The organism is Mordavella massiliensis, from assembly GCF_016901695.1.
GTDB lineage: Bacteria > Bacillota > Clostridia > Lachnospirales > Lachnospiraceae > Claveliimonas > Claveliimonas massiliensis_A.
The window spans coordinates 125,795-148,390 of the sequence record NZ_JACJKS010000001.1 but is presented as its reverse complement, the minus strand read 5'-3'; the positions used below and the strand labels follow the sequence as shown (position 1 = coordinate 148,390).

The 22,596-nt window shown below is 58.4% G+C and carries 21 protein-coding genes and 1 other annotated feature; of the genes, 15 read left to right on the top strand and 6 right to left on the bottom strand.

From position 1 onward, the window contains the following. Nucleotides 1-118: 118 nt before the first annotated feature. From glgB to H6A20_RS00745, 5 genes are all read left to right on the top strand, one after another. Nucleotides 119-2,038 (top strand): 1,4-alpha-glucan branching protein GlgB, encoded by a 1,920-nt coding sequence (glgB, locus tag H6A20_RS00765; protein ID WP_204905244.1) that lies wholly within the window; start codon nt 119-121, stop codon nt 2,036-2,038. A gap of 169 nt (nt 2,039-2,207) precedes the next feature. Further along, entirely contained in the window at nt 2,208-2,864 is a 657-nt protein-coding gene (gene trmB, locus H6A20_RS00760) for a tRNA (guanosine(46)-N7)-methyltransferase TrmB (protein ID WP_204905243.1), read from the top strand. 36 nt (nt 2,865-2,900) lie between these two features. After that, nucleotides 2,901-3,050 carry a hypothetical protein gene (locus tag H6A20_RS00755; RefSeq protein ID WP_204905242.1) on the top strand — a complete coding sequence of 50 codons (150 nt, stop codon included), beginning with the start codon at nt 2,901-2,903 and terminating at the stop codon, nt 3,048-3,050. A gap of 4 nt (nt 3,051-3,054) precedes the next feature. After that, nucleotides 3,055-3,369 carry a thioredoxin family protein gene (locus tag H6A20_RS00750; RefSeq protein ID WP_204905241.1) on the top strand — a complete coding sequence of 105 codons (315 nt, stop codon included), beginning with the start codon at nt 3,055-3,057 and terminating at the stop codon, nt 3,367-3,369. 167 nt (nt 3,370-3,536) lie between these two features. Beyond that, nucleotides 3,537-4,790, top strand: a complete 1,254-nt coding sequence (locus tag H6A20_RS00745) for a DUF1002 domain-containing protein (RefSeq protein ID WP_243426072.1) — start codon at nt 3,537-3,539, stop codon at nt 4,788-4,790. A gap of 112 nt (nt 4,791-4,902) precedes the next feature. On the opposite strand, the gene H6A20_RS00740 is transcribed toward H6A20_RS00745, so the two are convergent. Next, nucleotides 4,903-5,454: a DUF6512 family protein gene (locus H6A20_RS00740; RefSeq protein WP_204905240.1), complete on the bottom strand. Its 552-nt coding sequence runs from the start codon at nt 5,452-5,454 to the stop codon at nt 4,903-4,905. Between the two features lie 178 nt (nt 5,455-5,632). Between H6A20_RS00740 and asnS the strand changes: the two genes are divergently transcribed. The 5 genes from asnS (at nt 5,633) to H6A20_RS00715 (ending at nt 11,567) form a co-directional block, all read left to right on the top strand. Next, complete coding sequence (gene asnS, locus H6A20_RS00735) at nt 5,633-7,024, top strand: asparagine--tRNA ligase (RefSeq protein ID WP_204905239.1); 1,392 nt, start codon at nt 5,633-5,635, stop codon at nt 7,022-7,024. Nucleotides 7,025-7,111: 87 nt separating this feature from the next. Next, a complete protein-coding gene (gene vanR / locus H6A20_RS00730) occupies nt 7,112-7,801 on the top strand; it encodes a VanR-ABDEGLN family response regulator transcription factor (protein WP_204905238.1) in 690 nt (229 codons plus the stop codon). 25 nt (nt 7,802-7,826) lie between these two features. Beyond that, complete coding sequence (locus H6A20_RS00725; RefSeq protein WP_338106522.1) at nt 7,827-9,062, top strand: sensor histidine kinase; 1,236 nt, start codon at nt 7,827-7,829, stop codon at nt 9,060-9,062. Further along, nucleotides 8,959-10,002 (top strand): metallophosphoesterase family protein, encoded by a 1,044-nt coding sequence (locus tag H6A20_RS00720; protein ID WP_338106538.1) that lies wholly within the window; start codon nt 8,959-8,961, stop codon nt 10,000-10,002. The genes H6A20_RS00725 and H6A20_RS00720 overlap by 104 nt, the downstream gene beginning before the upstream one ends. After that, nucleotides 9,999-11,567, top strand: coding sequence for an ATP-binding protein (locus tag H6A20_RS00715; RefSeq protein ID WP_204905236.1), 1,569 nt, complete (start codon nt 9,999-10,001; stop codon nt 11,565-11,567). Before H6A20_RS00720 ends, H6A20_RS00715 begins: the two co-directional genes overlap by 4 nt. Before the next feature lie 75 nt (nt 11,568-11,642). On the opposite strand, the gene H6A20_RS00710 is transcribed toward H6A20_RS00715, so the two are convergent. From H6A20_RS00710 to murC, 4 genes are all read right to left on the bottom strand, one after another. Continuing rightward, a complete protein-coding gene (locus H6A20_RS00710) occupies nt 11,643-12,824 on the bottom strand; it encodes a ribose-phosphate diphosphokinase (RefSeq protein WP_338106537.1) in 1,182 nt (393 codons plus the stop codon). Between the two features lie 41 nt (nt 12,825-12,865). Further along, complete coding sequence (locus H6A20_RS00705; RefSeq protein ID WP_204905234.1) at nt 12,866-13,855, bottom strand: ATP-binding protein; 990 nt, start codon at nt 13,853-13,855, stop codon at nt 12,866-12,868. Between the two features lie 15 nt (nt 13,856-13,870). Further along, on the bottom strand, nt 13,871-14,905 hold the full coding sequence (locus H6A20_RS00700) for a DnaD domain protein (protein WP_204905233.1): 1,035 nt from the start codon (nt 14,903-14,905) through the stop codon (nt 13,871-13,873). A gap of 144 nt (nt 14,906-15,049) precedes the next feature. After that, a complete protein-coding gene (murC, locus tag H6A20_RS00695; protein WP_204905232.1) occupies nt 15,050-16,429 on the bottom strand; it encodes a UDP-N-acetylmuramate--L-alanine ligase in 1,380 nt (459 codons plus the stop codon). Between the two features lie 208 nt (nt 16,430-16,637). On the opposite strand from murC, the gene H6A20_RS00690 reads away from it, so the two are divergent. The 4 genes from H6A20_RS00690 to H6A20_RS00675 all read left to right on the top strand — a co-directional run bounded on the left by H6A20_RS00690 (nt 16,638) and on the right by H6A20_RS00675 (nt 19,849). Further along, on the top strand, nt 16,638-17,912 hold the full coding sequence (locus H6A20_RS00690) for a glucose-1-phosphate adenylyltransferase (protein ID WP_204905231.1): 1,275 nt from the start codon (nt 16,638-16,640) through the stop codon (nt 17,910-17,912). Continuing rightward, entirely contained in the window at nt 17,909-19,027 is a 1,119-nt protein-coding gene (gene glgD, locus H6A20_RS00685) for a glucose-1-phosphate adenylyltransferase subunit GlgD (RefSeq protein WP_204905230.1), read from the top strand. Before H6A20_RS00690 ends, glgD begins: the two co-directional genes overlap by 4 nt. A gap of 48 nt (nt 19,028-19,075) precedes the next feature. Further along, entirely contained in the window at nt 19,076-19,369 is a 294-nt protein-coding gene (spoVG, locus tag H6A20_RS00680; protein ID WP_204905229.1) for a septation regulator SpoVG, read from the top strand. 186 nt (nt 19,370-19,555) lie between these two features. Beyond that, entirely contained in the window at nt 19,556-19,849 is a 294-nt protein-coding gene (locus tag H6A20_RS00675) for a hypothetical protein (protein WP_204905228.1), read from the top strand. Nucleotides 19,850-19,859: 10 nt separating this feature from the next. On the opposite strand, the gene H6A20_RS00670 is transcribed toward H6A20_RS00675, so the two are convergent. Then, on the bottom strand, nt 19,860-20,558 hold the full coding sequence (locus H6A20_RS00670; RefSeq protein WP_204905227.1) for an RluA family pseudouridine synthase: 699 nt from the start codon (nt 20,556-20,558) through the stop codon (nt 19,860-19,862). A gap of 157 nt (nt 20,559-20,715) precedes the next feature. Further along, nucleotides 20,716-20,928: a binding site (T-box leader), on the top strand. 122 nt (nt 20,929-21,050) lie between these two features. Between H6A20_RS00670 and proS the strand changes: the two genes are divergently transcribed. Then, on the top strand, nt 21,051-22,493 hold the full coding sequence (gene proS / locus H6A20_RS00665) for a proline--tRNA ligase (RefSeq protein WP_204905226.1): 1,443 nt from the start codon (nt 21,051-21,053) through the stop codon (nt 22,491-22,493). Nucleotides 22,494-22,596: the final 103 nt, after the last annotated feature.

Here is a 22,596-nt window from a genome sequence, read left to right as displayed (position 1 = left end):
TATAAAATGTATAAAAAAGAAAGAGTTTTGACAAAATTCATTGTTCAAAACTCTTTCTTTTTATATGGCTATAAAGTATAATGGATGTATTAGAAATTGAACATGAGAGGGTGAGATCATGGCGGAAAAAAAGAACATGAAACCTTATGAGATAGGAGAGCTTGACCACTATCTCTTCGGGCAGGGGAACCATTATGAGATATACAGAAAGCTTGGCGCCCACCGGGTAAAGGACAAAGATCAGGAGGGCGTTTATTTTGCAGTCTGGGCGCCCCATGCCCAGGGCGTCTCCGTTGTCGGGGATTTCAACGGGTGGGACCGGGAGGCCAACCCCATGGAGCGGACGGAGCCGCTTGGCATTTACACCTGCTTCGTGCCGGATCTGCCGGAGATGTCCCTCTACAAATACTGCATCCGGACATACCGCGGCGAGTATATCCTGAAGGCGGATCCCTTTGCCAACTATGCGGAGGTGCGTCCGGGGACAGCTTCCAGGGTTGTGGATCTCTCCCGCATCTCCTGGACGGACGATGCGTGGATGGAGAACCGCAGGACATGGGATCACACGGTGGAGCCTATGTCGATCTACGAGGTCCATATCGGATCCTGGAAGAAGCACCCCCTCTCGGAACACGATGAGGACGGCTTCTACAATTACCGGGAGTTTGCAAAAGAAATTGTAAAGTACGTCAAATATATGGGCTACACTCATGTGGAGATCATGGGCATTGCGGAGCATCCCTTCGACGGCTCCTGGGGCTACCAGGTGACCGGGTACTTCGCGCCCACATCCAGATACGGCACGCCGGAGGACTTTGCCTGGATGATCAACTACCTGCACCGGAACAAGATCGGTGTCATCCTGGACTGGGTACCGGCCCATTTCCCGCGGGATGCCCACGGGCTCGCGGACTTTGACGGGACGCCCACTTTCGAGTACGCGGATCCAAGGAAGGGGGAGCATCCGGACTGGGGTACGAAGATCTTTGATTACGGCAAGAACGAGGTGCGCAACTTCCTCATCTCCAACGCCCTCTTCTGGATCGAGGACTTCCATGTGGACGGCCTGCGGGTGGACGCCGTGGCCTCCATGCTCTACCTGGACTACGGCAAGCAGGACGGCCAGTGGGTGGCCAACAAGTACGGCGGCAACAAGAACCTGGAGGCCATCGAGTTCTTCAAGCATCTGAACTCCGTGGTGCTGGGCAGGAACCCGGGCGCGGTGATGATCGCGGAGGAGTCCACGGCCTGGCCGAAAGTGACGGGGGATGTGGAGGACGACGGCCTGGGCTTCAGCCTGAAGTGGAATATGGGCTGGATGCACGATTTCACCGAATACATGAAGCTGGACCCCTACTTCCGCAAGGGGGCCCACAACCTGATGACGTTTGCCATGAGCTATGCCTACAGCGAGAAATATATTCTTGTCCTCTCCCACGACGAGGTGGTGCACCTGAAGTGCTCTATGCTCAACAAGATGCCGGGGCTCGGGTTTGACAAGTACGCCAACCTGAAAGCGGGCTACGCCTTCATGATGGGACATGCCGGCAAGAAGCTCCTTTTCATGGGGCAGGAGTTCGCGCAGCTCAGGGAGTGGAGCGAGAAGCGGGAGGTGGACTGGTTCCTTCTGGCGGAGCCGGAGCACCAGGCCGTTCAGAACTGGATGCGGGACCTGCTCCACCTGTATAAGAGGAACCGGGCTCTCTACGACCAGGACAGCACCTGGGAGGGATTCGAGTGGATCAACGCGGACGACAGGGACCGGAGCATCTACAGCTTCATGCGCCACGGAAAAGGCGGTAAGAAGAACCTGCTTTTTGTCATCAACTTCACCCCCATGGCCCGGGACGACTACCGGGTGGGCGTGCCAAGGAGAAAGCAGTACAAGCTCATCATGAACAGCGACGACCTGCAGTACGGCGGCAAGGGCGAGGTGAGGCCGAAGGTCTACAAGGCCGTGAAGTCCGAGTGCGACGGAAGGCCCTACTCCTTCGCGTACAAGCTGCCCCCCTACGGCGTGGCGATCTTTGAATTTTAGTACAAGTTGTGATAGAATAGTGCAGGCGGAGGATCCGATCCTTCCGCCTGCATTTTTTGTGCTGGCGACGAGCCAAAGTCCGGGCTTGCCCGAGACCACGGCAACCGCTTACAGTCCCGGAATGCGTCTTTTGAAACATCCGGTGATCATCAGATAAAGGAGAACGAACATGCGTCTTAGAAACATACCAAGGGCAGAAGGTGTACTTCAGGCCCATGAGAAAGTGATCAAGGAGGAGACCGGGCACCGGGGGAACTGGGCCGGGGTCTTTGGAAACGACAGGCCTGTCTACATCGAGATCGGCATGGGGAAGGGGCAGTTCCTCACCGCCATGGCAAAGCGGTTTCCGGACAGGAACTTCATCGGGATCGAGCGCTACTCCAGCGTCCTTCTGCGGGCGGTGGAGCGGCTGGACCGGATGGAGGAGCCGCCGGAGAACATCCGGTTCATCTGCATGGACGCGGCGCAGATCAGCGAGGTGTTCGGCCCCGGAGAGGTGGCGGGCATCTATCTCAACTTCTCAGACCCGTGGCCGAAGAAGCGGCATGCCAGGCGCAGGCTCACCTCGAAGGAATTCTTCGCCAGATATGACGCCGTGCTGGCCGCAGAGGGGACCGTGGAATTCAAGACAGACAACCAGGAGCTCTTCACCTTCTCCCTGGAGCAGGCGGACGAGGCCGGATGGCGCGTGCTCGCCCGGACGCGGGATCTGCACCGGGACCCGCAGATGAACCAGGGCAATGTGATGACAGAGTACGAAGAGAAATTTTCCGCAAAGGGAAATCCGATCTGCAAACTTATCGCAGCAAGGCATCTTCCCGCATAGGATAAAAGGAGAAGAGTTTGCGAAGGAGAGCTGCATATGGGACAGGGAAGGCCGCGCGGCGCGTGCAGGTGGCAGTGCGCCGTGTACCGCCTGAAACGCCGCAGCCGCCTGCTGGGAAGATTCTGCAGGTCCATGGGCGAGGTGCGGCGCATGCTTGCTCCCCGGTGCCGGCTCCGGAAAGGATAGCGGTATGCGCCGGCTGACAGAGGAGATGTTTGAGCGGGAGATCCTGCAGACGCCGGGGGCGGCGGCCGTCTGGTTTTATGAGCGGCTGTGTCCGAAGTGCGCCATGACAAGACCCTTTGTAGAAGAAATTGAAAAGAAATATAAGAAAAAGATCCGTTTCTTTGAAGCGGAGATCTCCGAGGAACCGGCCCTGGCCGCCAGGTGCGGGGCGGACATCGTCCCGGCCTTTCTCTTTGCGAGGGACGGCAGGATCCGGGGCTTCATGAAGGGGGCCGTCGGGGAGGGAACGCTGGAAAAAAGGATCAGGGAGCTGCTGTGAGGGCGGCTCCTTTCGCGTTTCTTCATTGTTTTTTAAGGAATGTTTCGTGTACAATCCCGCGAAAATGTGTTATGATTGGGTACGGTGAAGGACGGAGGGGCGTGGGAGCGCCCGCCGGCCGGAAAAATAATTAAAAAGGGAGACAAGGTTTTAAAACCGAACAGACTATGAAAAGAACGAGAATTTTACCGCTTCTTATGGCGGCAGTCATGGTGACAGCAGGGGTTCCGCTGACAGCGGGAGCCACAGATGCACAGGGAACGGTCGGCGAGGGCGCAGCCCCGGCGGCTGACAGCGAAGCAGGCGCGCAGATTGGCGAGGGAGCTACGGCAGAGGGTGAGACGCAGATCGGCGGTGGAGCCGCCGTAGAGGATGAGACGCAGATCGGCGGTGGAGCCACCGTAGAGGACGAAACACAGATCGGCGGGGGAGCCACCGTGGAGGACGATGCGCAGATCGGCGAGGGAGCTGCTGTAGAGGACGAGACGCAGATCGGCGAGGGAGCCACCGTGGAGGACGATTCCAAGATCGGGGAAGGCGCCGAGGTGGAGGACGGCAAAGTCGTCACGCTCGGAGAGAACTTAAGCGAGGAACAGAGGGCTTCCATGTATGAGTACTTCGGCACGTCTGCGGACGAGGTGGAGACTATTATTGTGACTCATGCAGATGAAGTTAAATATATGGAGGGGATTGCCACGGCAGAGCAGATTGGTCCTTCAACGAACAGTTGCGCGTACGTGGAGCCGACGGAGTCCGGCGGGATCAAGGTGAAGACAGCCAACCTGAACTTTGTGACAAGCGCCATGATCGCCAGTACACTGACGACCGCGGGCATGGAGAACTGCAACGTCATCGCGGCCTGCCCCTTTGAGGTGTCCGGAACAGGAGCCCTGACCGGCATCATCATGGCCTACGAGACAGCCAGCGGCGACAGCCTGGACGAGGGCCAGAAGGAAGCAGCCATGGAAGAGCTGATGACGACAGGCGACATTGCGGACAGCGTAGGGCAGGAGAAGGCCACGGAAGTGATCAAGGATGTGAAGACAGAGGTCATCGACGAGGGCCTGACAGACCCGGAGGAGATCGGCGAGGCGGTGGACACGATCGCCGAGGACAACGAGATCACACTCACAGACGAGCAGAGGGATCAGGTTGTATCCCTGATGCAGAAGATCTCCCAGTACGACTATGATGTGAACGCGCTGAAGGACACGCTGGACAATCTGACCGGCGAGGCCGGCGTTCTCTCCAATATCTGGAACTCCGTCAAGACATTCTTCGTGGGTTCCGATGACGGCATTTTAAACGACACCAACGACGAGGCACTTGGAGCAGATGTCATCACTGACAGCACAGTCAATGAAGGCGGGTTCAAGGACGGACTGATCACCAGGATCAAGAATTTTTTCTCAGGTGAGTAAAATAGAGAAAATTTGAAAAAAGTGTGAAACCGGACGTAATGCTTTTCAAAAGTGTTACGTCCGGTTTTGCATTTACTGGTGTGTTTTTGTGTAGTATGTCCCGTGTAATTATTTATATTGTTTGAAAAAATGCGTCAGCTTTTGCAAGATCCATGACTGGTTCTGCCGGAAGATAGAAAAGGAAGAGATCCGGCGGGAAGCAGGTAAAGGAGAAAAAGAGAAGGACGTAGAGGAACCACCCCAGGAAGACTACAAGAGGGTCCGCCCTGCGGCAGCTCCGCAGCAGGTGGCCGGACAGGACGTAGGTAAAGCAGACGCCCAGCAGGAAGAGCAGGATGTCCGCGATGAGGAAGCTGCGCCCGATAAGGAAGGTGTACAGATAGAAGAGGCCGGTGATGAGCAGCATCCCCGCGGTGACGCCGGCGAGGCGCGCGCCGAACAGGGACTGGGGCAATGGCCGGCGGATGAAGTATTCCGCGATGGTCAGGAAGAGCACGGGAAAAAAGAGGAGCTTTAAGTGCTCCCAGGTGGATTCGTTGACCGGGGCGATCAGGGCGGCGAGGGGGTTCTGGCCGGTGAGATCGTACAGAAAGTGAAAGGCGGTCCCAAGGAGGGCCGCGGAAAGCATGTAAAAGAAGTCTCTGCGCCTGCAAAGCCGGAGCATGTCCATTCCTCCTTCCGGTTGTACGGGGCCGGCGCTTTTTGCGCCGGCTTTTTAACATATATATGCGGGGAAGCGGGGAAAAAGAACAACCTTGCCTTTTCCGGTGTGGCAGGTCCGTCCGGAGTGTGTTATAATACATGAAAGTGCTGAAAAAAGATATCAGAAGGAGTAGACGATCATGAAACTTACGACAGTCAGAGAATTATATAAGAACACAGAGAGCTACCTGGATCAGGAAGTGACTGTGGGAGGCTGGGTGCGCAGCATCCGCGACTCTAAGACATTCGGGTTCATCGTAGTGAACGACGGATCCTTCTTTGAGACGCTGCAGGTGGTGTACCACGACAGCATGGAGAACTTCGCGGAGATCTCCAAACTGAACGTGGGAGCTGCCATCATCGTGAAAGGTACGCTTGTGGCCACGCCCCAGGCGAAGCAGCCCTTTGAGATCCAGGCTGTGTCCGTGGAGGTGGAGGGCGCTTCCGCGCCGGACTACCCGCTGCAGAAGAAGCGGCACAGTTTCGAGTACCTGCGGACCATCGCCCATCTGCGGCCCAGGACCAACACCTTCCAGGCTGTATTCCGGATCCGCTCCCTCACGGCTTACGCGATCCACAAGTTCTTCCAGGAGAGAGGGTTCGTCTATGTGCACACGCCCCTTATCACGGGAAGCGACTGCGAGGGCGCGGGCGAGATGTTCCAGGTGACGACGCTGGACCTTGCAAACGTGCCGAAGAAGGAAGACGGGACCGTGGACTACGGGCAGGATTTCTTCGGCAAGGAGACGAACCTGACGGTGAGCGGCCAGCTCAACGGCGAGACGTTCGCCCAGGCGTTCCGCAACATCTACACCTTCGGACCCACCTTCCGGGCGGAGAACTCCAACACCACGCGGCATGCGGCGGAGTTCTGGATGATCGAGCCGGAGATGGCGTTCGCGGACCTGGAGGACAACATGGATCTGGCGGAGGCCATGCTGAAATATGTGATCAGCTACGTGCTGGAGAACGCGCCGGAGGAGATGAACTTCTTCAATTCCTTCGTGGACAAGGGCCTGCTGGACCGCCTCCACAACGTGGTGAGCTCGCAGTTCGCCCGCGTGACCTACACAGAGGCGGTGGAGCTCCTTCAGAAGAACAACGACAAGTTTGAGTATAAAGTATCCTGGGGTACGGACCTGCAGACAGAGCACGAGCGCTACCTGACAGAGCAGGTGTTCAGGCGCCCTGTCTTCGTGACGGACTACCCGAAGGAGATCAAGGCATTCTACATGAAGCAGAACGACGACGGCAGGACCGTGGCGGCTGTGGACTGCCTGGTGCCCGGCATCGGCGAGATCATCGGCGGCAGCCAGAGGGAGGACGACTACGGGAAACTGGCGGCGCGCATGCAGGAGCTGGGCCTTGATGAGGCGGACTACGGCTTCTACATGGATCTGCGCAAGTACGGCTCCACGCGCCACTCCGGTTTCGGGCTCGGGTTCGAGCGGTGCATCATGTACCTCACCGGCATGGGCAACATCCGCGACGTGATCCCGTTCCCGCGGACAGTCAACAACTGCGAGCTGTAGGATACAGGGAAAGAGAGAGCAGGGGGAATCACTTTTGCAGCCGGCCTCTGAAGGGGGCCGGCTCACAAGAAGGAGGTTCTGAGGAGTATGAATATCGTAGTAGTGGATGACGAGCGGGAGATCGCGGACGTCATCGAGCTGTATCTGCAGAATGACCAGTATACGGTCTATAAGTTTTACACCGGACAGGAGGCGCTGGACTGCATCTTTGAGAAGAAGATCGACCTGGCCATCCTGGATGTGATGCTGCCGGACATCGACGGGTTCCAGATCCTGAAGAAGATCCGGGAGAAGTACACCTTCCCGGTCATCATGCTGACGGCGAAGACGGAGTACATGGACAAGATCACGGGCCTTACGATGGGGGCGGACGACTACATCCCCAAGCCCTTCAACCCGCTGGAGCTGGTGGCCCGGGTGAAGGCGCAGTTGCGCCGGTATACCCAGTACAACGACGGCGGGAAGGATCCGGGGGAGATCATCGACTTCGGCGGGCTTTTCCTGAACCGCACATCCCACGAGTGCATCTACAACGAGGTGCCGCTGACCCTGACGCCCATCGAATTTGACATTCTCTGGCTTCTCTGCGAGAACCGGGGCAAGGTCATCAGCTCCGAGGAGCTCTTCGAGAAGGTGTGGCATGAGAAGTACTACAAGAACAGCAACAACACGGTCATGGTGCACATCCGCCATCTCCGGGAGAAGATGAGCGCGCCCACCGGGTCCTCGGATTTCATCAAGACCGTATGGGGAGTGGGGTATAAGGTTGAAGAGTAATTACAGAAAACTGAAATTCAGCATATTGCTCCAGACAGTGCTGGTGACAGCGCTGACTGTATTGGTTGGCGGCTTTCTTCTGAATTTCGTGATCGACGGTGTGTACAACGACACCTTTGCGGCGGCGTTTGTGCGGATCCTGGAGTCGTTTCACGTGGAAGAACAGACCGCCATTGATTTATACTGGAAGCTGATCGGGGACAACAAGGTCTTCTTTATGATCGTCGGCTTCCTGCTTCTTTTTGCCCTCTTTTTCTACGTGGCCCTCTCCAAGATGACCCGGTATCTGGACCAGGTGGGGGACGGCATCGAGAACATCATCTCTGAGTCCACGGAGCCCATCCATCTGATCACGGAGCTCAAGCCCATCGAGATCCGGCTCAACGAGATCAAGGCCACGCTGAAGCGGCAGGACCTGGAGGCCATTGAGAGCGAGAAAAAGAAGAACGACCTGGTGCTCTTCCTGGCCCACGACCTGAAGACGCCCCTCACTTCCGTGGTGGCCTACCTTGCCATGCTGGACGCCCACCCGGACATGCCGGAGGCGGAGCGGGCCAAGTACGTCCACATCTCGCTGGAGAAGGCGATCCGGCTGGGGGAGCTGATCAACGAGTTCTTTGATATTACCAAATTCAACCTGCAGGACATTGAGCTGGAGCCGGTGGAGCTCAACCTGTCCATGATGCTGGAGCAGATCGCGGACGAGCTGTACGGCGTCCTCCAGGAGAAGAAGCTCTCCTGCGAGGTGGAGACGGAAGACGACCTGGTCATCCGTGGCGACCCGGACAAGCTGGCCCGGGTGTTTGACAACATACTCCGGAACGCCATCGCCTACTGTTACAGCGGGACGACGATCCGGATCAGCGCCTGCCAGAAGAACGGGGATGTGGAGATCACCTTCGCCAACCAGGGGAAGAAGATCCCGGGCACGAAGCTGCAGACCATCTTCGAGAAGTTCTACAGGCTTGACGATTCCAGATCCAGCGAGACGGGAGGCGCCGGCCTGGGGCTTGCCATTGCCAAGGAGATCGTGGAGCTCCACGGCGGACGGATCATGGCGAAGAGTGATGACGAGAAGACGCAGTTTATTGTGACGCTCCCGTCGGGCGAAGAACAGGAGGAGAAGGAAGAGCATGAAGTTCATACACATCGCAGACGTGCATTTGGGGGTGCAGCCAGAGGCAGGAAGGGCCTGCAGCGAAAGCCGAAGCGCGGAGATATGGGAGACCTTCCGCAGGGTGATACAGGTCTGCGCAGATGAGCGGGCGGACCTTCTGCTTGTGGCGGGGGACCTCTTTCACAGGCAGCCCCTCCTGCGGGAACTGAAGGAGGCGGACAGTCTCTTCGCCTCGATCCCGGGGACGCAGGTGGTCCTGATCGCGGGCAACCATGACTATATCAGGCGGGATTCCTACTACCGCACGTTCCGCTGGAGCAGCAATGTGCACATGCTGGCGGGAGAGAAGCTGGAGGCGGTGGAGCTGCCCCGGCTCTCCTGCGCGGTGTACGGCCTGAGTTATCACGCCAGGCAGATCAGCGCGCCCCTCTACGATGAAGCCCGGGCGCAGGGCAGGCAGCGGACGGAGATCCTGCTGGCCCACGGCGGCGACGGGGCGCACATTCCCATAGACAGGGAGCGCCTTGCGGGCCTGGGCTACAGCTACATTGCCCTGGGGCACATCCACAGGCCTCATGTGCTGGTGCCGTCTCTGGCGGCCTATGCGGGAGCGCTGGAGCCGACGGACCGGAACGACACAGGGCCTCACGGGTACATAGAAGGGGAGATCTCCCCGGACGAAGGGGGATGCCGGTTTTCCTTCGTGCCCTTTGCCTCCCGGTCGTACATCCATTGCGAGGTGGAGGTGGACCGGCGCACGACGGGCATGCGCCTGCGGGAACTGGTGGAGGAGAAGATCCGCCAGAATGGCAAGGAGAATATATATAAGTTTCTTTTGAAAGGATACCGTGACCCGGATATCGCGTTTGACCTGGATGCGCTCGGCCGGCAGGGCAATATCATCGCCATCTCGGATGAGACCAGGCCGGCCTACGACATGGAGAAGCTGTACCGGAACAACCGGAACAATCTGATCGGGAAGTACATCGAGAGCTTCTCAGGCGCGGAGGCGGACAGCGTGGAGTACGGGGCTCTGTGCGAGGGCATCGCGGCCCTCATGGAGACAAGAAGGGGAGAGGCATGAAGATTCGCAAGCTGGAGCTTACACATTTCGGAAAATTCAGGGACAGGACCATACGGCTGGGAGACGGGATCCAGCTCTTCTACGGGGAGAACGAGGCGGGGAAGACGACCATCCACACCTTCGTCCGCTGCATGCTGTTCGGCCTGGAGCGGGGCCGGGGGCGCGCGGCGGCCCATGATACCTACAGCCGCTATGAGCCCTGGGACGGGCCGGAGAGCTATGCGGGCGCCATGGAGTTCGTGTGCGGGGGCAAGACCTTCCGGCTGGAGCGGAGCTTCGGGAAGCTGGCCAGAAGGGCGGAGCTGATCTGCCTGGATGACGGCGAACAGCTCAGCCTGGAGGACGGGGATCTGGAGATGCTCCTCCCCGGTCTGGACGCGGACAGCTACCTGGATACGCTGTACATCCCCCAGTCCGGCGCTGTGACGGGAGAGAAGCTCTCAGAGAAATTAAAAAATTATGCTGCAAACTTTTCTGTTTCCGGTGACAGCCAGATCGACCTGACAGCAGCCCGGGAAATGCTGCGGCAGAAGGAGAAGGAGCTGGACCGGCAGGCGAGGAAGCACCTGGAGGAGCGCCAGCGGAAGCGGGAGAAGACAGAGCAGGAGGCCGGCTACGTGTGGCGGGATATCCACCGCCTGGAGGAGGAGCTGGACCGGGTGCGGGAAGGCCTGGAGCTGAAGCGGATCCGGGAGGAAAAGGAGCAGAAGGAGCGGGAGAGACGGGAGAGCGAGACCCGCATGATCGATGAGATGCGCCCGGCCAAGTGGCGGGTCCATCCCCTCGAGGTGGCGGGCATCATCCTGGCGGTCGTCATTCTCTTTGCCCTCGTGCCGCGGCCCTGGAACTACCTGCTCTCTGTGGTGGCTGCGCTTGGCGGCGGCATCTATGTCTGGAACCGCATGAAGGTGGAGAAGAAGCATAAGAAGACGCCACCGGAGCTGATCCTGGAGGAGATCACGCCGGAGGAGGAGCTGGCCTCCAGGGAGAAGCTTCTCTGGGAGCAGCAGCATCTTGAGGCGGAGAAGAAGGAGAAGCAGATCCAGTATGACAACCTGCAGGAGGAGCTGGCGGATATGAGCGAGCTGGATGATGTGTACCGGGAGCAGGAGCGGCAGCGGGCTGCCCTGTCCCTGGCCTTTCAGAGGCTGGGGGATGTGGCCCTGGACATGCAGGGGCAGGTGCGGCTGGAGCTGAACCGGGCGGTGTCCGGGATGATCGGGCAGATGACCGGCGGCAGGTATGACAGGCTGTATCTGGACGAGGGGGCCCGCCTTGTCTTCCTCAAGGAGGGCCGGCGGATCCCGGCGGACCGGGTGAGCCGGGGCACGATGGAGCAGGCCTACCTGGCCCTCAGGCTGGCGGCGTCGGATCTTCTCTATGAGGAGCCGTACCCGCTGATCCTGGACGACACCTTCGCCTGCTATGACGACAGGCGTCTGGCCCGCACGCTGGACTGGCTCTGTGAAAACCGGGAGCAGATCCTCCTGTTCACGTGCCAGAACCGGGAGGCGGAGGTCATGCGCCGGGAGGGGATCCCCTTCTCTTTGGTGGACCTGTCGTGACAGACAGCAAAAAAAGGTGTATCCCTGCGGAGCGATATCCGCGGGATACACCTTTTTTGTTTGGCAGGGGCGCTTTTAGATCTCCTCGCCCCTGCGGTATTTCTCTACGATGTGCTGGATCCTGGCGTCAGGACTTAAGATGCTGCTGATGGATCCGTCGTGATTCAGTGTGTCGATCATGAGGGCGATGTACTTGCTCATGTCGCAGTTGATATAGTAGGGCCTGGAGAGAAGTTCCGGCGTCTGGTAGATCAGGTTGGTGGTGAGGATGCCGTCGATGATCCCCTCCTCGTAGGCCTTGTCGAACTTCTCCATGCCGTTGGTGAACAGGCCGAAGGTGGCGGCCGCATAGATCCGCTTTGCCTTGCGCTGCTTGAGCTGGCGCGCCACATCCAGGATGCTGTCTCCGGAGGAGATCATGTCGTCCAGGATGATCACGTCCTTGCCCTCCACGGAGGAGCCGAGGAACTCGTGGGCCACGATGGGGTTGCGGCCGTTCACAATCCGCGTGTAGTCGCGGCGCTTGTAGAACATGCCCATATCCAGGTTCAGCACGTTGGCCAGGTAGACGGCCCGCTCCGTGGCGCCCTCGTCCGGGCTGATGGCCATCATGTGGTCGCTGTCGATCTGGAGGTCCTTCACGGTGCGGAGCAGCCCCTTCACAAACTGGTAGGTGGGACGCACGGTCTCAAACCCGCTTAAGGGGATCGCGTTCTGCACGCGGGGGTCATGGGCGTCGAAGGTGATGATGTTGTCCACGCCCAGTCGCACCAGCTCCTGCAGGGCCAGGGCGCAGTCCAGGGACTCCCGGCTGCTGCGCTTGTGCTGGCGGCTCTCGTAGAGGAAGGGCATGATCACATTGATGCGCCGTCCCTTGCCGCCGATGGCGGCGATGATGCGCTTCAGGTTCTGGAAATGATCGTCAGGGGACATGTGGTTGATGTGGCCGGACAGGGAGTAGGTCAGGCTGTAGTTGCAGACGTCAACCATCAGGTAGAGGTCCCTGCCGCGGACGGACTCCTTGATGATGCCCTTGGCTTCGCCGGAGCCGAAGCGCGGTACTCTCGCGTCGATCAGGTAGTTGTCTCTCTCGTACCCGCTGAACGCCACGTCGTCCTTGTGAACATGTCCGTCTTCCTTTCTCCATTTTACGAGATAGTCGTTGACGCGTTTTCCCATCTCCTGGCATCCGTCCAGGGCGATGATCCCGAGGGCTCCAATGGGAATGTTGTCTAAAATACGTTCATTTCGGCGCAGCATGTGATAAAGTACCTCCTGTGGTTTTGATTGTTTTTATGTTAGATTCTGTTCATCAGTTTCTTCTGGATCCGTATGTCGTCGCCTGTGATCCGCAGCACGGTGTAAGCGCTGGTGATCCGGGAGAAGACTCTCTCCGAGTAGACGTTCTTGAGGTCTTCCAGGGAGAGGTTGGTGGAGATCAGGGTCGCCTTCCGGCGCAGGATCCGCTCATTCAGGCAGATGAAGAGCTGGGAGTTGGTGAAGCTGTTGCTCATCTCTGTCCCCAGGTCGTCGATGATGAGCAGGTCGCAGCCGTAAATGTGATCCTGGTCAAAACCGGGCTCCTCGTCCCGGTGGAACGTGTTTTGCGCGAAGATATCAAAGAGCCGGGCCGCCGTCAGGTAGATCACGGAGAAGGACTTATCCAGCAGCTCCCGGGCGATGCAGTGGGAGAGGAAGGTCTTGCCCACCCCCGTGTCCCCGTAGAGGAGCAGGTTGCGGAACTCGCTGCCGAAGGTGTCCGTGAACTCCCGGCAGGACTTGAGCGCGATCTCGATGGCCTCCCTGGAGGAGCGCCCGGTCAGCCGGTCGATGTGGCCGGGGGAATAGTAATCCAGGGAAAAGGTGTCAAAGTTCTCCCGCTCCAGGATCTCCTGTAGGCCCGACTGGGTGTAGAGCAGGTCGATGACCGCCCGCCGGAAGCAGTGGCATTTCCGGCCGTCGATGTAGCCGGTGTCCCGGCAGTCCGAACAGGTGTAGTGGAGCTCCAGATAATCCGCGGGATACCCGTGCTCTGCAAGGAGGGCGAGCTTCTTCTCAGAGAGGGCGCGGATCTCCCCGCGCAGGCTGCCGAGGGCAGAAGGATCGCCCCCCAGAAGGCGTCGGGCCTCCCTGAGGGACAGGCTGGAGATCTCGTTCTCCAGCTCGCGGATCTGCGGGATCTCTTCGTATATTTCTTCATAGCGCCTGCGCCGCCGGTGCTCGTTGTCCAGGCGGCGCTGCTCGTAGACGCGCATGATCTGGTCGTATTGGGAATTGGTAAGAGCCACGAATGTTCTCCCTTCTTACTGGTTCTGGATGAGGCGCCGCGTCAGGTCATCCATGTCCTCGTAGTTCCGGCCTTCGAAATTGTTGAAGCGGTTCCGGCCGGCCTTCTGTGTGTCGGCCGCGGTCCTGCGGCTGCGGGAAGAGCTGCTGCGGGCCTGCTTCTTTTTCTCGTGGGCCAGGTCCAGAGCCTCCACGTCCTTCAGGCTCCTGGCGCTGCTTTCAAGCCAGCTCTTCAGGATCGACTCCGTGTAGTCGAAGCTGGGCTGGTGGATGCTGCTCATGGTCCGCCTGCAGGCTTCCAGGATCATCTCGTCCGAAAATCCGTACTCCCCGGTCCACCGCCGGATGTAGTCAAGCTCCGGGGCGGCCGGTGCCCGGCCGGTGATGCCGTAGGCCTTCAGGACGCCGAAGCAGCATTTGCTGTAAAAAGCCGCGCTCTGCCGGGCCTGGGCGGGCGTCGTGATCTTCCGGTCAGCCCAGGAGAGGGCGACTTTCTGTATGTAGTGCATGCTCTTGTGCCCGTTCTCCACGCAGTAGCCGATGAGGTATTCGATGAGGTCCGCGGACATGCCGAGCTCATCATAGAAATAGGTAATGGCCTTCATCTCCGTGGCGGACAGCGTCTTGCCGAGATACTGCTCCGCGATGAACAGAAGCTCCCGGAGCTCCTCCCGGCTTCCGGGATCCGCCTTCCCCGCCTGGGCGGGCGGTGCATCCGCCTGCGATCCCGGCGCGGGATCCGGCTGCGCCGGAGGCTCCTGGGCAGGCGCAGAACCGGCGGCAGGGCTGTCCTCCTCCGTCAGATCGTAGTCGAGGAGGCCCTGCTTCTTCCAGTATTTCAGCGCGCGGACCACGTCCTTCTCCGTGTCGTCCAGGATGTCGGCGATGGCAGACACCGTGAGGACACGGTCCGGATCCGCCTGAAGGCGCAGAAGGAGGAGGTACACCTTCACGTACTCCCCGTTCGCCTCCGGCATATATTGGTCGATGAATGTATGATCCAGCAGGAGCGCATCCGCCTGCCGGCAGTTTTTCAGTGTCAGCTTCTTCATGTTCCGTCCGCCCTCACTCGTCGTAATCTGTCGTACACGTTTAATCGCAGACCTATTATAGCACCGGCCGGGACGCACACAAAGAACTTTTTGAGGCAAAATCCATCTTTTTCGTGGATAAAATCCTGTGGAAATTGTGGATAACTAGCCTTTCAGAAGATCTTCCCCAATGTTTACAACATTTCCGGCGCCCATAGTTATCAACAGGTCCCCCTTTTCACAGTGGGAGGCGAGGAATTCCTCGATGGCCTCAAAGGAGGGCAGGTAGTAGGAGTCGCCGCCTCTCTCCTTCACGGCGTCAGCAAGAAGGGAGGAGGAGATGCCCAGGGTGTCCGTCTCGCGGGCGGCATAGATATCCGCCAGCACCACGTGATCCGCCAGGGTCAGCACCTCTGCGAAGTCGTCGAAGAGAGCCTTTGTGCGGGTGTAGGTGTGGGGCTGGAAGACGCACCAGACCTCCCGGTGGGGGTAGGCCTTCGCCGCCCGGAGGGTTGCCCGGATCTCCGTGGGATGGTGGGCGTAGTCGTCGATGACCGTGACCCCGTTCCAGTCCCCTTTGAGCTCGAACCGCCGGTCCGTGCCTGTGAAGGAGGCGAGGCCTTTCTGCGTATCCTCCAGGGAGACGCCGAGCAGATCCGCCACAGCGATGACGGACAGGGCGTTGCAGATGTTGTGGTCGCCCTTCACGGAGAGGCGGATGCGGCCGCAGTTCTCCCCGCGGCGGATCAGGTCGAAAGAGGCGTCCCCCTTGTCGTCGTGGGACACGCCGGCCGCGCTGTAGTCCGCGGACGGATCCAGGCCGAAGGTGATGACGCGGCAGGCAAGCCCGTCCGTGATCTCCTCCAGATGCTCGATTTCCTTATTAATAATAAGAACCCCGTCCTTTGGCAGAAGCTGCGCGAACCTGCGGAACGAACTGCGGATATCCTGCAGATCCTTGAAAAAGTCCAGGTGATCCGCGTCGATGTTGAGGATCACGGAGATCTTCGGGAAGAAGTGCAGGAAGCTGTTCGTGTACTCGCACGCCTCGGTGACGAAGACGTCGGAGCTGCCCACGCGGATGTTCCCGCCGATGGCCTTGAGGATGCCGCCCACCGAGATAGTCGGATCCTTTTCGCCTGCCAGGAGGATGTGGGACAGCATGGACGTGGTGGTCGTCTTGCCGTGGGTGCCGGAGATGGCCACCGGCGTCCGGTAATTGAGCATCAGCTGGCCCAGGAGCTCTGCGCGGCTGAGCATGGGGAGCCCGCGGCTCACGCACGCGGCGTACTCCTCATTGTCCTCGTGGATGGCGGCCGTGTAGACGACCACGTCGATCCCCGGGACGACGTTGGATGCCTTCTGCCCGTAGAAGACCTGCGCGCCCAGGGAGGCGAGATGGTCCGTCAGGGCCGACTCCTTCGCGTCGGAGCCGGACACGGTAAAGCCCTCCTTGAGAAGGATCTCGGCCAGGCCGCTCATGCTGATGCCGCCGATCCCGATGAAATGCACATGTACCGGTTTTTCAAAATTGATTTTATACATGATAGACATACCTTTCTGTGTAAAAATACAGCCTTTATCCTGTCTATCTTATTATAAACAGATATACGGGAAAAGCCAAGAAACAATTTTTTGTGATAATTTGATAAAAAAATGAGAGAAATTACACTTTTTTTGTAAAATATGTTCACTTAGATACGGAAGTATGGTATAATGGTATACATTAAAATTGCTGAGAAGGGGTGATGGCATGATTAAGAAAGAAATGATAGCAATGCTGCTGGCAGGAGGACAGGGCAGCAGACTTGGAGTCCTCACGGCGAAAGTCGCCAAGCCGGCCGTTGCATTCGGGGGGAAATACAGAATTATAGACTTTCCGCTCAGTAACTGCATCAACTCAGGGATCGACACGGTGGGCGTTCTGACGCAGTATCAGCCTCTGAGGCTCAACACGCACATCGGGATCGGCATTCCGTGGGATCTGGACCGCAATATCGGAGGCGTATCGATCCTTCCGCCATATGAGAAGAGTTCAAACAGCGAGTGGTACACCGGGACGGCGAACGCGATCTATCAGAACCTGGATTACATGAGCACGTTCAACCCGGACTATGTGCTGATCCTGTCGGGCGACCACATTTACAAGATGGACTATGAAGTGATGCTGGATTACCACAAGGAGCACGAGGCGGATGTGACCATCGCGGCCATGCCTGTGCCCATGGAGGAGGCGAGCCGTTTCGGCATCGTGGTGGCGGACGACGAGGGGCGCATCACGGAATTCCAGGAGAAGCCGCCGCAGCCAAAGAGCAACCTGGCGTCTATGGGGATCTACATCTTCAGCTGGCCGGTGCTCAAAAAGGCGCTGATGGATCTCAAAGATGTGCCGGGCTGCGATTTCGGCAAGCATATCATCCCCTACTGCCACGAGAACGGCAAGAGGCTCTTCGCCTACGAGTACAACGGATACTGGAAGGATGTGGGCACCCTGGGCTCCTACTGGGAGGCCAACATGGAGCTCATCGACATCATTCCGGAGTTCAACCTCTACGAGGAGTTCTGGAAGATCTACACGAACAGCGACATCATCCCGCCCCAGTACATAGCGGACACGGCCATCATCGACCGGAGCATCATTGGCGACGGGGCTGAGATATACGGGGAGGTCCACAACTGCGTGATCGGCTCCGGCGTGACCATCGGCGCGGGCAGCGTGGTCCGGGACTCCATCATCATGAAGGACGTGGAGATCGGAAAGGGCTGCGTCATCGACAAGGCGATCATCGCGGAGGGCGTGCAGATCCATGACAGCGCGACGCTTGGCACGGGAGCGGACATCCCCAACCGGATCAAGCCGAATATCTATTCCTTCGGCCTTGTGACGATCGGGGAGAATTCCGTCATCCCGGCGGGTGTGCAGATCGGAAAGAACACCGCCATCAGCGGCGTCACCGTGAAGGAGGACTACCCGGGCGGCATGCTGGAGAGCGGAGAGACATTGATAAAGGCGGGTGAGAGAGTATGAGAGCAGTAGGAATTATCTTAGCAGGCGGGAACAGCAACAAGATGCGGGAACTGACCCAGAAGAGAGCCGTGGCGGCCATGCCCATCGCGGGCAGCTACAGGGCCATTGATTTCGCCCTCAGCAACATGACCAACTCTCACATCCAGAAGGTGGCCGTGCTGACCCAGTACAACGCCCGCTCCTTAAATGAGCATCTGAATTCCTCCAAGTGGTGGGATTTCGGAAGAAAGCAGGGAGGGCTCTACGTGTTCACCCCCACCATCACCGCGGACAACGGCTACTGGTACAGGGGGACGGCGGACGCTATCTACCAGAATCTGGATTTCCTGAAGAAATGCCACGAGCCCTATGTGATCATCACATCCGGCGACGCGGTCTACAAGATGGACTACAACAAGGTGCTTGAGTACCACATCGCGAAGAAGGCGGACATCACGGTGGTGTGCAGGGACCTGCAGCCGGGAGAGGACGCCACCCGCTTCGGCACCCTGAAGATGGATGAGACCATGCGCGTGGAGGAGTTCGAGGAGAAGCCCATGATGGCTGCCTACAATACGATCTCCACCGGCATCTACATTATAAGAAGACGCCAGCTCATCGACCTGATCGAGCACTGCGCAGAGGAGGAGCGGCATGACTTCGTCACCGATATCCTGATCAGATACAAGAATCTGAAAAAGATATACGGCTACAAGATCAAAGACTACTGGAGCAATATCGCTACAGTTGACGCGTATTACAAGACCAACATGGATTTCCTGAGACCGGAAGTAAGAAATTACTTCTTCAAGGAATATCCGGGCGTTTATTCCAAGGTCAGCGACCTGCCCCCGGCCAAGTACAATCCGGGAGCATCGGTGAAGAACAGCCTGATCGCCAGCGGATCCATCATCAACGGAACGGTGGAGAACTCGGTGCTGTTCAAGAAGACCTTCGTGGGGAATAACTGTGTCATCCGGAACTCCATCATCCTCAATGACGTGTATCTTGGAGACAACACGTACATTGAGAACTGCATCGTGGAGAGCAGGGACACGATCCGGGCTAATACGCGCCACGTAGGCGAGAACGGCATCAAGATAGTAGTCGAAAAAAATGAGAGGTATGCACTGTAAGCGTAAGAGTAAAGAGATACAGTGACGGAGAAGAAAGGGGCTAGGAACATGCAGATCACAGATGTACGCGTGCGGAAAGTTGCGAAGGAAGGGAAACTGAAGGCGGTAGTGTCCATCACCATGGACGAGGAGTTCGTTGTACATGATATCAAAGTCATCGAAGGGGAGAAGGGACTCTTTATCGCTATGCCCAGCAAGAAGGCGCTGGACGGAGAGTACCGTGATATCGCCCATCCGATCAACTCTTCCACAAGAGAGAGGATCCAGAACATCATCCTTGAGAAGTACGAGGAGGCGCTGGCACAGGAGCTGGAGGCGGAGACAGATACGTATCTGAACTAGGAACTGACAGGATCCACGCAAAGTAAAAGGAAAACCGTAAGCGGCAGGGACGTCGTGAGGGAAGCCCGGGAGAGGGTGTGCCTACGGCGTCCCTGACGTTTTTGTACTGGCGACGAGCCAAAGTCCGGGCTTGCCCGGCGCGCCGTCCTGCAGGAAAGGCGGCGGACAGAAGAAGGAGGAAGATATATGGCTTCAACAATGGAAATACTGGAAGAGCTCCGGGACCGGGCGCTGCGTGACCCGCGGCTGCGGCGCAGGCTTCTGGACACAAAGAAAAGCGCCGACCCGCTTGGCAGCTTCTGCCGGGCGTGCCGGGAGCTGGGATATGAGATATACGAGATGGAGCTGGTGAGTGCGGGGGAGGAATTCTATGCGCAGATCAAGCGGAGCACCAACGGCGGCGGGGAGAACTCCCCGCTGCTGGAGGGGCAGGATGACGCCTATGAGCTGTTCTTTGCCGCGCTGGAGGAAGAGAAGTAGCCGCGGGCGCCTAACAGATATCCTCTGTCAGATGGAAGGCCATGGGCTTGCCTGTCGCAGGATGTGAGAAGGACAGCCGGCAGGCGCACAGCTTCAGCGTCTGCCATCCGCCTGCCGGGGCCTGGCGGCCGTACTTTGTGTCCCCGCTGATGGGGCAGCCCATGTGGGCAAGCTGCACCCGGATCTGGTGGTGGCGTCCGGTCCGCAGATGGACTTCCAGTTCGGTCTGTCCCTCCCCGGCTCCGGGAAAGAAGGGAGCTTCCCCTGCGACGGCGCGGTACTCCAGCAGGGCCTTTCTGGCCCCGGGCGTATCCGGGCTGCAGACGCGGGAGGTGTTCGTGCGGCCGTCCCTGACAAGATAGTCCGTGCATGTGCCTGCGGGCGCAGGTGGCGTCCCGTCTACAAGGGCGCGGTAGTACTTGCCGAAGCCGTCTGTCTGAAGCTGCGCGTTCAGGGAGGCGGCGCTTTTCTTTGTCCTGGCGAAGACGAGGATGCCGGACACGGGCTGGTCCAGCCGGTGGATGACGGCCAGGTAGGGTTCCCGGCCGCCTGTGCCTGCTCCGGCGTTTTGATGGGCCAGGTATGTCTTCAGCATGCTCTCCAGGTCCGGCGTGCCGTGCCGGCGGCTCTGCACAGGAAGCCCGTGGGGCTTGGTGCACACGATGATGTCTCTGTCCTCATATAATATAGTAAAGGGATCCTGCTGCATGGGGTGCTCCTCGCTTTCGTGAAAGGTGTATGGTAATCATTATACCACATTTTATCACATTCGGCCTTGACAAATGGAAGTGTATTCGCTACAATTACGGTTAACTGATATATTCAGACAAAAGCATACCTGCCGGCAGTGATGGCTGCGGAAGGCGGGACTGGCAGTGAAGAGGAATAGTACTGATTCGCACGGCGCGCGCAGAGAGGGGACTCACCGGCTGAAAGGTCCCTGCGTATCGGCTTTCACGAACCCACCTTGGAGCCTCTGCGCGAAAGCGCAGCGTGGTGTCAGCGTTAATGGCTAAGAGAGAACTGCAGATGGGCTGCAGTTAATTAGGGTGGTACCGCCGAACTTTTCGGTCCCTTTTCGGGGAGACGAAAGTCCGGCGATTTTTTTATGAGATAAAAAAGTCGTCCGGAGTATTCTTTCCCACAGACACACGGAGCACGGTGCTTCGGAGAAAATTCAGGAAAAAGGAGAAAAGAAATCATGGCTAACGAAAAGAAATTAGTAAAAAACATCACCTCCCGTGATGAGAACTTTGCCCAGTGGTACACGGATGTGGTCCGCGAGGCGGAGCTGTGCGACTACTCAAGCGTAAAGGGCTGCCTGAACTACCTTCCCAACGGCTACGCGATCTGGGAGCTGATCCAGGCGGATCTGGACAGACGTTTCAAGGAGACGGGCGTGGAGAATGTATGCCTGCCCATGCTGATCCCGGAGAGCCTTCTGGAGAAGGAGGCGGACCACATCGAGGGATTCGCCCCCGAGGTGGCCTGGGTGACCCACGGCGGCATGGAGAGACTCCAGGAGAGGCTCTGCATCCGTCCCACATCTGAGACGCTGTTCTGCGACCTCTGGTCCAAGACAGTCAAATCCTACCGCGACCTTCCCAAGGTATGGAACCAGTGGAACTCCGTGCTGCGCTGGGAGAAGACGACGCGCCCCTTCCTCCGCTCCAGAGAGTTCCTGTGGCAGGAGGGACACACGATCCACGCCACCTACGAGGAGGCCGAGGCCCGCACGATCCAGATGTTCCATGTATATGAGGACTGCTACCGCGAGACGCTGGCGATCCCGTTTGTATCCGGAAGGAAAGCGGAGCATGAGAAGTTTGCCGGCGCGCAGGACACCTACACCATCGAGGCGCTGATGCACGATGGCAAGGCGCTGCAGTCCGCTACCAGCCATTTCTTCGGCAGCGGATTCCCGGACGCTTTCGGCATCAAGTACCTGGATAAGAACAACCAGCTCCAGAGCGTGTACGAGACATCCTGGGGATGGTCCACGCGTAGCATCGGCGCCATCATCATGGTGCACGGAGACGACAGCGGACTTGTGCTCCCGCCTCACGTAGCTCCTGTAGAGTGCCGCATCATCCCCATCGCGCAGCACAAGGAGGGTGTCCTGGACAGAGCGTGCGCGCTGCTTGACGAGCTGAAGAAGGCCGGCTACCGGGTGAAGATCGACGACTCCGAGAAGAGCACAGGCTGGAAGTTCTCCGAGCAGGAGATGCTGGGCATCCCCACCCGTATCGAGATCGGCCCCAAGGATATCGAGAAGAACCAGGTCGTAGTCGTCCGCCGCGATACCCGAGAGAAGATCGTCGTATCCCTGGACGAGATCGCAGGCAGGCTGCGTGACATCCTGGAGACGATCCAGCAGGATATGTACAACAAGGCGGAGAAGTTCCTGAACGACCACATCGACACAGCCACAAACATGGATGAGATGGTGGAGAAGTTCAAGGCGAACAGAGGCTTTGTAAAGGCATGCTGGTGCGGAGATCCGGAGTGCGAGGGCGAAGTGAAGTACGCCACAGGCGGCGCGGCCACGAGATGCCTGATCGAGGATGAGGAGTTCATCTCCGACAAGTGTATCTGGTGCGGCAAGCCGGCCCAGCACATGGCTTACTGGGGCAAATCCTACTAAAACGCAGAGGCAAAAGGGGGCAGAAGGAAGACTTCTGCTCCCTTTTTTCTTGCATTTGCGCCGGGGGCTGGACTATGATAGAAGAAACACAGGGAAAGGACAG

What these genes read in the sequence shown, in the direction of transcription:
- spoVG (WP_204905229.1), top strand. Translation starts at nt 19,076, where the DNA reads ATGCAGATCACAGATGTACGCGTGCGGAAAGTTGCGAAGGAAGGGAAA.
- vanR (WP_204905238.1), top strand. Translation starts at nt 7,112, where the DNA reads ATGAATATCGTAGTAGTGGATGACGAGCGGGAGATCGCGGACGTCATC.
- asnS (WP_204905239.1), top strand. Translation starts at nt 5,633, where the DNA reads ATGAAACTTACGACAGTCAGAGAATTATATAAGAACACAGAGAGCTAC.
- H6A20_RS00745 (WP_243426072.1), top strand. Translation starts at nt 3,537, where the DNA reads ATGAAAAGAACGAGAATTTTACCGCTTCTTATGGCGGCAGTCATGGTG.
- H6A20_RS00750 (WP_204905241.1), top strand. Translation starts at nt 3,055, where the DNA reads ATGCGCCGGCTGACAGAGGAGATGTTTGAGCGGGAGATCCTGCAGACG.
- H6A20_RS00690 (WP_204905231.1), top strand. Translation starts at nt 16,638, where the DNA reads ATGATTAAGAAAGAAATGATAGCAATGCTGCTGGCAGGAGGACAGGGC.
- H6A20_RS00670 (WP_204905227.1), bottom strand. Translation starts at nt 20,558, where the DNA reads ATGCAGCAGGATCCCTTTACTATATTATATGAGGACAGAGACATCATC.
- H6A20_RS00740 (WP_204905240.1), bottom strand. Translation starts at nt 5,454, where the DNA reads ATGCTCCGGCTTTGCAGGCGCAGAGACTTCTTTTACATGCTTTCCGCG.
- glgD (WP_204905230.1), top strand. Translation starts at nt 17,909, where the DNA reads ATGAGAGCAGTAGGAATTATCTTAGCAGGCGGGAACAGCAACAAGATG.
- murC (WP_204905232.1), bottom strand. Translation starts at nt 16,429, where the DNA reads ATGTATAAAATCAATTTTGAAAAACCGGTACATGTGCATTTCATCGGG.
- H6A20_RS00755 (WP_204905242.1), top strand. Translation starts at nt 2,901, where the DNA reads ATGGGACAGGGAAGGCCGCGCGGCGCGTGCAGGTGGCAGTGCGCCGTG.
- proS (WP_204905226.1), top strand. Translation starts at nt 21,051, where the DNA reads ATGGCTAACGAAAAGAAATTAGTAAAAAACATCACCTCCCGTGATGAG.
- H6A20_RS00715 (WP_204905236.1), top strand. Translation starts at nt 9,999, where the DNA reads ATGAAGATTCGCAAGCTGGAGCTTACACATTTCGGAAAATTCAGGGAC.
- H6A20_RS00700 (WP_204905233.1), bottom strand. Translation starts at nt 14,905, where the DNA reads ATGAAGAAGCTGACACTGAAAAACTGCCGGCAGGCGGATGCGCTCCTG.
- trmB (WP_204905243.1), top strand. Translation starts at nt 2,208, where the DNA reads ATGCGTCTTAGAAACATACCAAGGGCAGAAGGTGTACTTCAGGCCCAT.
- glgB (WP_204905244.1), top strand. Translation starts at nt 119, where the DNA reads ATGGCGGAAAAAAAGAACATGAAACCTTATGAGATAGGAGAGCTTGAC.
- H6A20_RS00675 (WP_204905228.1), top strand. Translation starts at nt 19,556, where the DNA reads ATGGCTTCAACAATGGAAATACTGGAAGAGCTCCGGGACCGGGCGCTG.